This is a genomic window from Candidatus Laterigemmans baculatus (genome assembly GCF_010367455.1).
Classification (GTDB): Bacteria; Planctomycetota; Planctomycetia; order Pirellulales; family Pirellulaceae; genus Laterigemmans; species Laterigemmans baculatus.
This window is the reverse complement of the sequence record NZ_WRPR01000071.1, coordinates 1-9,975: the sequence shown is the minus strand read 5'-3', so window position 1 is coordinate 9,975 and position 9,975 is coordinate 1. Positions and strand designations below refer to the sequence as shown.

Genomic DNA, 9,975 nt, shown 5'->3' with positions numbered 1-9,975 from the left:
CCTTCGGCTTGCCGTTAAACGATTTTTCTGCGAGCCGTCCCGCTCCGAACCAATCCAAAGTGGCGCTGTCCAGCTAGGCTCTGTCAGAAAACCCGGAACGACACCCTCCCCCCGGGAGGGTCGCGAGGAACGAGCGGGGAGGGCGATGCGGGACGTAGAGCCTCGAGACGGCGATGTTCAGCTGCCCTCCCCGGGCCTAAGAGCCCGACCCTCCCGGGGGGAGGGTAATGGTGAAATGGAGTTTTCTGACAGAGCGCTAGCCCCCGGTTTCCGAAAACGCCGTGAGAACCGGACGCTAGCGCGTGGCGGCTGATGAGAGAAAATGTCCAGCTGGAAAGCCTGACGTACTTATTCCTGCGCTCCCGAATCGAAGACGACGCAGATCGGCGACGGCGCAAAGACGTTGCTGCGGTTGTAGGTCAGCTCACCGGTCTGCGGATCGACGACGAACGCAGCCAGAGTGTGTGAGTCCTGGCCGGCAGCGACCAACCAGCGGCCCGACGGATCGAGATTAAAATTTCGTGGCGTCGCACCCCGAATCGGCTCCCGTTCGATGACCGTCAGTTCTCCGCTCTCTGGATTGACGCGGAAGGCGGTAATCGTGTCGTGGCCCCGGTTTGACGCGTAGACGAATTTGCCATTCGGGTGCACGCGGATCTCGGCGGCGCTGACGAATTGTTCCTTGGCGAGATCCTCTTTCGGAACGGTCGGCAACGTTTGCTTGGCGGTCATCGTTCCCGGCTCGGGATCGTAGTCGAACACCGTGACCGACAGATCCAATTCATTGAGCACATACACCCAGCGGCCGGAGGTGTGAAATTTCATGTGCCGCGGACCGCCACCGGGAGGCACTTGCCCCACGCCGTGCTGAGTGAGCTTTGCCTTGGCCGGGTCGACCTTATAGATCACTACCTGATCCAAGCCGAGGTCGGGAACGAATGCGAAACGGTTGTCGGGTGAGAACCCCGTCCAGTGGGCATGGGGAGCTTTCTGGCGTCCCGGAACCACCCCCGAGCCCCCTTCGTGTTTCACGAGTTCGGTCCGTTCACCGAGCGACCCGTCCTCTTTCAATGTAAATGCCGCGACCGAGCCGCCACCGTACTGAGCGGTGAGGACCGTTTTTCCGGTTGGATCGACCGAGACGTGCGCTGCTCCACCGTCGCCGATTTCCAAGGAGTTGAGCAGCTGCAGCTGAGGCGATTGCGACTCTCGAACAATTCGATAGGCGATCACCGAAGGTTTCCCCTCGAGCGTTCCCACGGCATACAGCGCTTGATGGTTCGGATGCAGCGCCAGGAAACCCGGCCCATCCACTTTGGCGGCGAGCGTCGTCTCCGAGAGCTTGCCCGAATCGGTGTCGAACGTGCAGTGGTAGATACCTTCGCTTTTAGGGCTGTTCGCCGTGCCGATCCAAACATCCATTTTCTTCTCCGGCTGCGCGGCTTGAACTGCGGAACCCACGGTTGCTGTGCGGGCTCCCGCGAAAAACGTGACGGCTCCGAAGAGCGTGCCCATCAGGAAAATTCGCATCGTCATGCCAGTGGTTAAATCAGGTTGTCGGAAACGGGAATTTCCGTGACTCCGGCCACGGTCGCTGGCAATATCATGGCCGATTCGCATCGTCGCTGCAGCACGCAGCCGAGAAAAAGTCCGCTCCTTCCGCCGCGGCCTGCGGTACAATCAGCCCTCCGCCTTTCAGCAGTCCCGTTGCCCTCCCCCCAGGCAGGAGTGGTCCGATGAAGAGCTCGCCCGCACAGCCGCCGAAGAAGACTTTCGCGTCCACCTTACGTGGCTGCTTCGTCCTCCCGCTGTTCGTAGTCTCCGTTTCGATGGCGGCGAACTGGAGTTACGGCAAGCCGCCGGAGTTCGCCGCGGAAATCGACCGCTTGGTCCAGCCCTACCTCGACAATTCCGTCATCGCCGGGATGGTGGTGGGAGCCATCCGCGGCGACGAGACGCTCGTTCGCGGTTACGGACGGGAGGACCTGGATCGGCCCGCGAAACCCGATGGCAAAACGATTTATGAGATTGGGTCGATCAGCAAAACCTTCACCGGTCTATTGCTGGCCGATGCGGTGGTGGATGGCCGCGTGCAGTTGGACCAACCGGTCGCCGAAGTTGTTCCGGATCAGGTTGAGTTTCCCCAACATGCCGACGGCCCCATCCTGCTCAAACACCTGGCGACGCACGTTTCAGGATTGCCGCGGATGCCGTCAAACATGAAACCCAAGGAACCTCAGGATCCTTATGCTGACTACGGCGCGGACGGTCTGTATGCCTTTCTCAGTTCGCACTCACTCGAGCGTGGACCGGAGCAGAAAGCGGAGTACTCAAACCTTGCATTTGGATTGCTCGGCCAAATCTTGGCGGAGCAGTCCAATACGAGCTATGGCGAACTGGTCGAAGCGCGTATCGCAGAACCGCTGAAAATGAAAGACACGACGGCGGAAGTCGATGAGGTGAAACCGTCGAGACTTGCAGTGCCTTATGATGCAAATCTTGAACGCTCTTCGAATTGGCGGTTCCAGTCGATTGCCGGGGCCGGTGCGGTCTGTTCGACGGCCGATGACATGCTGCGGTATGCGAGAGCCCATCTCAATCCACCGCGTGGCCCGCTTGGGGAAGCGATCGAGCTTGCTTGGAAAACGCAACAACCGCCGCTTGCCGAGGGCGACTTTGCGGTCGGGCTCGGCTGGCACATCGCCCGTGACGGAGAGACCCGCTGGCACAATGGGCAGACGGGCGGTTACCACTCGATGATCATGATCCATCGGCCCTCCAAGACGGCAGTGGTCCTGCTGGCCAACACCGCCACCATGGAAGCCGACCGGCTCGCCGAACAGCTGATGCGAATGCTGCTCGGCATTCCCGAGCAACCACGACAGTTCGAGAAATCGGTCGAGGTAGCCCCTGAGCAAATGCAGCGGTTGGTCGGCCGCTACCAGTTGACCCCCGAGTTCATCCTGACGGTCCAGGTGGAGGAGGGAAAACTGATGGTCGGCGCCACCGGCCAGCCGTTCTTCCGCGTCTTTCCGCAGAGCGATACCGAGTGGAAGTATGGAGTGGTCGACGCCTCGCTGACGTTTGAAACGGGTGACGAGGGACCAGCGACGGCTGTGGTTCTCCACCAAGGCGGCATCGATCAGCGAGCCACCCGCATGCCAGAGCCTGAAGCCGGCGGAGACGACGGAGCAGACGAAGACGACGCAGCCAGCGGAAAGCAAAAATAGGGGAGCGACGACGGCTGAAAATTAAGCTGGACCATCGGTCGGCGTAAGCATCAGATCGTGGAGATTCGCCTGCAGCACGCTGAAAATCATAAAAGGGGTGACGTGGCCTGGTTCGCAGGCGTCACGATTCCCGAGAAAGTTTTTGATCCGGCTTTCCGCGCGGGCTTTGGCAACAGCACCATCGGTAGCCGAGGCCTAGTTCCCGGAGCCCCGCGTCTACTCCATACCGCTCGTCTACCCCGTACCGCTCGCCTACCCCGTACCGATCGCCTACCGCGTACCGATCCGAGGCTTCTGCTCCTGATGGCATCGACAACGTACCGACGTACCCGTCTCACCCGCGGCTTCGCGACTGCGGCCCTGCTGACCGGCGTGGTGCTGGGATTTCCGCATCCCCAACTCCTGCGGCTGCACGCCAGCGAAGCCACTGCCGGTTCGGCTCCGCAGCCAGAGACTTCCGCGGAAGCTGAACCCGCCTCTGCGGGAGCGGCTGAACCGGGGTCGCCCGACGAGTGGTATGGAGCGGGGGTGCGGCCGACGGAGGCATGGACTCCGGAAGAGGAACGGGCTGGGTTCCATCTGCCTCCAGGATTTGAAGTGAGGCTGGTTGCCGCCGAACCGGAAATTAAAAAGCCGATGAACCTCAGCTTCGACGTTCGAGGCCGCATCTGGGTCACCGACACGCTGGAGTATCCCTATCCCGCTCCGCTTGGCGAGTCGGGGCGAGACAGCGTGCGGATCCTCGAGGATACCAACGGCGATGGCCACGCCGATTCAGTCACCACATTTGCCGAAGGATTAAATATTCCGATCGGTATCCTGCCTTATGGGGATGGATGCATCTGCTACAGCATTCCTAATCTTTGGTACCTCCGCGACACCGATGGCGATGGCAAGTGCGACCGCCGCGATTTGCTGCTCGGGCCTTTTGATACCTCGCGGGATACCCACGGGATGGTCAACTCGCTACGTGCGGGCGATGACGGCTGGATCTATGCCTGCCACGGTTTCAACAATCAATCGCGTGTGGCGGGGAGCGACGGACACGAAATCACCCTCATCTCCGGCAATACTTTTCGGTTCCTTCCCGATGGGAGCCGAGTGGAGCATGTGACTTGGGGGCAAGTGAACCCCTTCGGAGTTGCGGTCGACGAATGGGGCTACTTTTATTCTGCAGATTGTCACAGCAAACCGATCAGCCAGCTCATTCGCGGTGGCTACTATCCTAGCTTTGGAAGACCCCACGATGGGCTTGGTTTTGTGCCGCCGATGATGGGCCATCTGCATGGCAGCACGGCGATCGCCGGCCTGGCCTACTTTCCCGCCGATCTCGGCATCGACACGGTTGAGAGTCATCCGCTTGAGAATCACCCGCTTGAGAATCAAATGCTCAGCGGCAATGTGATGACGTCGCGAATCAATCGCACGGAAATCCACCGCAGCGGAGCCACCGCGTGCGGAGAACCGCTGTCAGATTTTCTTACCAGCGACGATCCTTGGTTCCGGCCGGTCGACATTCGGCTTGGGCCGGACGACTGCATCTATGTGGCCGATTTTTACAACCGCATCATCGGGCACTATGAGGTTCCCCTGGACCATCCGCAGCGGGACCGCCACCGCGGTCGCATTTGGCAAATTCGCCGCAGCGGTGACGTGGCGGGTCCCCGCCCACTGGACGACCTGACGTTGCTCGTCAACTTCGACCGCTTCACCGACGACGCAGCGAATGTCGAGAAGTTGACCGCGTGCCTGGGAGATCCGAATCCCGAACGTCGTAACCTAGCCCTGCAAGCGGTCGCCAATTGCCAGAAACGCGAGATGCGCGACGCAGTGGCCGGCCTGGCCGACAATGCGGATGCTTCGCCCATGGCTCGCGTCTCCGCATTGTGGTGCCTCTACCGCTGGAGAGAAATCGACCCGGCAGTCGCGCGGCGTCTGGCGGAGGCCCCCTCGCCCCAGCTCCGCACGCACCTGCAGCGAATGCTCGGTGAATGGGTTTCGGCTCCCACTGCCCCCCCCTCCAAATCCGGTCTCGCTTGGATCATGGAGCTGACGACAAGCGGTCTGGAGGATACCGACGCGAACGTGGCTCGAGCCGCCGCCGAGGCACTCGGACGCGCGGGGTCGGCGGACTCCTTGGACCGACTCGTGGCACGGCTGATGGTGACCGAACCTGCCGATCCGATCTTGCGTCAAACCCTTCGGATCGCGATCCGCAACGTTCTCGCCGTCTCCGAATCGCATCAGCGGTTTCTTCGGGATTGGCGTTTCACCGATGCATCGCGGCCCGCGTCTTCCGAGTTGGCCCAGATCGCGTTGGCCATCGACTCCGAAGCGGCCGGACGTTTCCTGGTAACGTATCTGCAATGGTGCGGTGGCGAGGATCCCCAGGCGGAGGCGATGATGCGGCACGCCGCGTCGACGCTGGCGGTCGACGACCTGAGAAATCTGATCGCCCTCGCACAATCGCTCGTCGACCAAGCGGATTTCGACGAAGCCAATTTGCTCGAGCAGTTCACCGCCGCCCGCAGCGCCAAGGAGGGATCGATCGCCGAACCGCTCCGGCAGTGGGCGCTCGAGCTAGCCCAGCGAAAGCTCGGGCAGGTGATCCGCTCCCGCCAATCCGAATCGCCCTCGCGAGTGCACTGGCGGGCGGAAGCGGAGGCTGCTTGGCCCACTGAAACGAGACGCACGCTGAAGGGTCGACCGGTCATGCTTGCCAGCTCTTTTCCGCTGGGCGAGACGACCACCGACGTCCTGCAGAGCGAAACGTTTGCGGCGCCCGCGGAGATCGAATTCTGGCTTGCCGGCCACAATGGACATCCCGAAGAGCCCGATCACCGCCGCAACCGAATTGAGCTGATCGCCGCAGCGTCGGGACAAGTTCTGCATGTCGCCTTCCCTCCACGACGCGATGCGGTCGAGCGGATTCACTGGGATTGCCGCGATGTTGAAGGGCAGCCGGTTCATATCCGCTGTACCGACGGCGACTCCGCATCGGCGTACGCGTGGCTCGCCTTTGGCGGGTTCGTGCCCGAGCAACTCGAACCGAGTTCCGAAGCTGACCCGCTCACACAGTCCTTGCGGCTGGTCGTCCAGTACGATCTTCAGAATCTTCGCGAACAGTTGGGCGAGCTTGCCCAGGGCGAGCCGGTCTCCCCGCAGCGATCCGCCGCCGTGGCGGAAGCCATCGCCCGCTTGGACGGCAACCGCCGACTGGCTGCCCTGCTTTCGATGTCCGACCGACTGCCGTGGCACGAGTTGACCGCGCCGCTGGGATTTTTTAGGAACTGGATTGAGGCTGCGATCGCTGGCGAGCGGCTCGACGACGCCGAGCAACTACGAATCCTCTGCCGCACCCTCAGCACGAGCGACCAGCGTCAGCTGGCGCGACGCTTTGCCACCCATCGCGAGACAGCCTCGCTGCTGATCGAAGGCATCGAGGCGGGTGACGTCGCCCCCGACGTGCTGATGGACAAGGAAGTCGAGGCCGGGCTGGAGGCAGTCGCCAGCGACGCCATGCACGACCAAATCGCCGCCCTTCGGCAGCGAGCCCAGAACACCGATGCGGCCGTCGCCACAGCGATCTCCCGGCTCGTCGACCAAACGCTCCCGCGACTCGCCTCGCCGCCGCATGATCTTGAACTGGGCCGGGCCGTTTTCACCAAGCAGTGTGCGGTCTGTCATCAGTTGGGAGGGCAGGGGCAGATCGTCGGACCGCAGCTCGAAGGTGTGGGAAATCGCGGAGCGCAGCGTTTGCTCGAAGACATTTTGCAGCCCGATCTAAATGTCGACCAGGCGTTTCGCACGACCACGGTCCTGACGATCGACGGCGCGGTAGTGACCGGTCTGGTCCGCAACGTCAGCGAAACCGAGACTGTGCTGACCGCCGCCGATGGCAAAATCACGACCATTCCCAACGCAGCAATCGAGGTCCAGCGGGAAGGAACGACTTCGTTGATGCCGGGCAATCTCCACGAGGCGTTGACGGCTGAAGAGTTGGCGGCGGTCGTCGCTTATCTCCAGCAACAAGCACGGCGGGATTAAGTGTTCGCCCATAGTCGCCTTTCGCTCCGCGAAAGAAGCGGGCAATGCGCTACTTTCGCGGAGCGAAAGGCGACTATGGCGGAGCGAAAGGCGACTATGACGGAGCGCGTGGCTACTCTTCCTCGGGAAGCTCGACTTCCGCTGGTCCGCTGGGGCGGTTCGGCGTCTCGTCCGGAGCCAGGACCCTCAGCTCGTCGATCACGCGGGTCACGCCGACCGTGTCGCTCGCGAGCCCGACCGCTTTTTTCTGTGCTTCAGCATCGGAAACTTGGCCACGCAGCGTCACGATGCCTCCCTCGACGACGTCGACCTCGATCTTGAGGTCGGCGAGCTGCTTGTCCCACCGCAACCGGCTGTAAACACGGCCTTGCACGCCCATTCGGTCGACCGTGCTGCGAAGCGATTCCCAGCCTTCGCGAACCTCGGTCCGCAGCCGGTTCAGCCCCTGGTCGAACTGCTCGCCGAGTCGCTCTCCCAGCCCTTGTTGGCCACGTCCCTCCTGGGCGAGCCCCTGCTCGGCTGGAACAACCGTGGCCGCGCAGAGGACGCTGGCGGCGAGCACTGCGAGACAGGAGTGGTAGATCCGCTGTTTCAGCATCGGCGACGCTCCCTGATAGCGAGAAATAGAATGGCCAAAGGCAGAGGACCAAGAGTGCATCCGGCCGGAAATTTCCAAGGCGGCAAATCGCATTCCGCGGACCCGCGTCCACCCTTGCGTTATCCGCTCGGTTCGGCCACGGTTGGCACTCCGTAGAACCTTCGTCGCTTTTCCATAGCCCCCTTTCCATAGTCGCCTTTCGCTCCGCGAAAGTAGCGCATCCCCACGCTACTTTCGCGGAGCGAAAGGCGACTATGCATTCATCCCTGCACGGCACGGTCTCTTGGATACCTCTTGCAATACTCTCGACAGCCTGACTTTCGACAATCGCTTCACCGGCGAGCTGCCCGCCGATCCGGAAGCGGCCAACTACCGCCGGCAAGTCATTGGAGCTTGCTACTCCCGCGTTGCGCCGACGCGTGTTGCGCGGCCTCGACTGATCGCCCACTCGCGCGAAGTGGCTGAGCTTCTGAATCTGAGAATCGACTCCTCCAATGCCGCGCAAGTTGCGGAAGTGTTTAGCGGCAACCGGTTGCTTCCGGGGATGGATCCTTTCGCAATGTGCTATGGCGGCCACCAGTTCGGCAACTGGGCCGGCCAGTTGGGCGACGGGCGGGCGATCAACTTGGGCGAAGTCCGAAATGGGCGCGGCGAGCGCTGGACGCTGCAACTCAAAGGAGCGGGCCCGACGCCTTATTCGCGGATGGCTGATGGACTAGCCGTCCTCCGCTCGTCGTTACGAGAATTCTTGTGCAGCGAAGCCATGCACCACTTGGGAGTGCCGACAACACGGGCGCTGAGTCTCGTCCTCACGGGCGAACAAGTGATCCGCGACATGTTTTATGACGGCCATCCAAAAGCCGAACCCGGGGCGATCGTGTGTCGCGTCGCCCCTTCGTTCACGCGGTTTGGCAACTTTGAGATTTTCGCCTCCCGCGGCGATCAAGCGACGCTGCGGCGGCTGGTCGATTTCACCATCCGCAATGACTTTCCCCATCTCGGCGAGCCGTCGGTCGCGACCTATGCGGCATGGTTTGACGAAGTCTGTCGCTTGACCGCGGAGATGATCGTGCACTGGATGCGAGTGGGATTCGTGCACGGGGTGATGAACACCGACAACATGTCCATCTTGGGACTCACGATCGACTATGGTCCGTACGGATGGCTGGAAGATTACGATCCGAACTGGACTCCCAACACGACCGACGCTGGCGGCCGCCGATACCGCTATGGCCAGCAGCCTCAAGTCGCCCTCTGGAATCTTGTGCAATTAGCCAACGCAATCTTGCCTCTGTTCGACGACGTGCAGCCACTCAAACAAGCCATTGAAGGTTTTTCGCGGCACTATGAACAGAGCTGGAATTCCATGATGGCGGCGAAGCTCGGCTTCCGTTCGTATCATCCCACCACCGACGCTGATCTGATCACGGAACTGCACGAAGTCTTACAGTTGGTGGAGACGGACATGACGCTTTTCTATCGCCGTTTGGCCGAGGTGGAGGTCGCCGAGGATTCCGCGCCGCGTGACTCGGAAGCCGCAGCCGAAACGGCAATCGTGAACTGGTTCGCCGAAGCTTACTACCATGCCGATTCCGCCACTGGAAACTCTGGGGATGCCGAGCGTCCGCTGAACGAAGCGTACTCCCAGCGTCTCCTCGCCTGGATCACCCGCTACCGGCAGCGTGTGCGTCAGGACGGGACACCCGACGCCGTCCGCCGAGAAAGGATGAACGCGGTCAATCCCAAGTATGTGCTTCGCAATTACTTGGCCCAGCTAGCGATCGACGCCGCCGAGGCAGGGGACTACGCGAAGATCGACGAGTTGTTAGAGGTGCTTCGCAAGCCTTACGACGAGCAGCCCGGCAAGGAAGCGTATGCGGAGAAGCGTCCCGAGTGGGCCCGCCATCGCGCCGGCTGTTCGATGCTCTCGTGCAGCTCCTAGAGCGAATTCTCATCAGCCGCTATGCGCTAACTGGACAGCGCCACTTTCTTACGCTGAATTGCCTTAAAGTCAGCAGTGCCCAGCAGTTGGCTACCAAGTCGTTTAACGGCAAGCCGAAGGCGACTGTGTTTTAAAAAGCAGTCGCCTTCGGCTTGCCG

5 protein-coding genes are annotated in these 9,975 nt (G+C 61.6%); 3 read left to right on the top strand and 2 right to left on the bottom strand.

What is annotated here, in order from left to right; translation table 11 throughout:
• Positions 1-348: 348 nt before the first annotated feature.
• Positions 349-1,536 (bottom strand): lactonase family protein, encoded by a 1,188-nt coding sequence (locus tag GNK13_RS14110; RefSeq protein ID WP_164103199.1) that lies wholly within the window; start codon positions 1,534-1,536, stop codon positions 349-351.
• Positions 1,537-1,736: 200 nt separating this feature from the next.
• Between GNK13_RS14110 and GNK13_RS14105 the strand changes: the two genes are divergently transcribed.
• The gene (locus GNK13_RS14105; RefSeq protein WP_164103198.1) at positions 1,737-3,230 is read left to right on the top strand and encodes a serine hydrolase; all 1,494 of its coding nucleotides are present in this window, start codon (positions 1,737-1,739) and stop codon (positions 3,228-3,230) included.
• Between the two features lie 303 nt (positions 3,231-3,533).
• A complete protein-coding gene (locus GNK13_RS14100) occupies positions 3,534-7,277 on the top strand; it encodes a PVC-type heme-binding CxxCH protein (RefSeq protein ID WP_164103197.1) in 3,744 nt (1,247 codons plus the stop codon).
• Positions 7,278-7,389: 112 nt separating this feature from the next.
• Here GNK13_RS14100 and GNK13_RS14095 read toward each other — a convergent pair whose 3' ends face one another.
• Entirely contained in the window at positions 7,390-7,875 is a 486-nt protein-coding gene (locus GNK13_RS14095) for a BON domain-containing protein (RefSeq protein WP_164103196.1), read from the bottom strand.
• A gap of 283 nt (positions 7,876-8,158) precedes the next feature.
• Here GNK13_RS14095 and GNK13_RS14090 point away from each other — a divergent pair, with 283 nt between their 5' ends.
• Positions 8,159-9,817 carry a protein adenylyltransferase SelO gene (locus GNK13_RS14090; protein WP_164103195.1) on the top strand — a complete coding sequence of 553 codons (1,659 nt, stop codon included), beginning with the start codon at positions 8,159-8,161 and terminating at the stop codon, positions 9,815-9,817.
• Positions 9,818-9,975 lie beyond the last annotated feature (158 nt).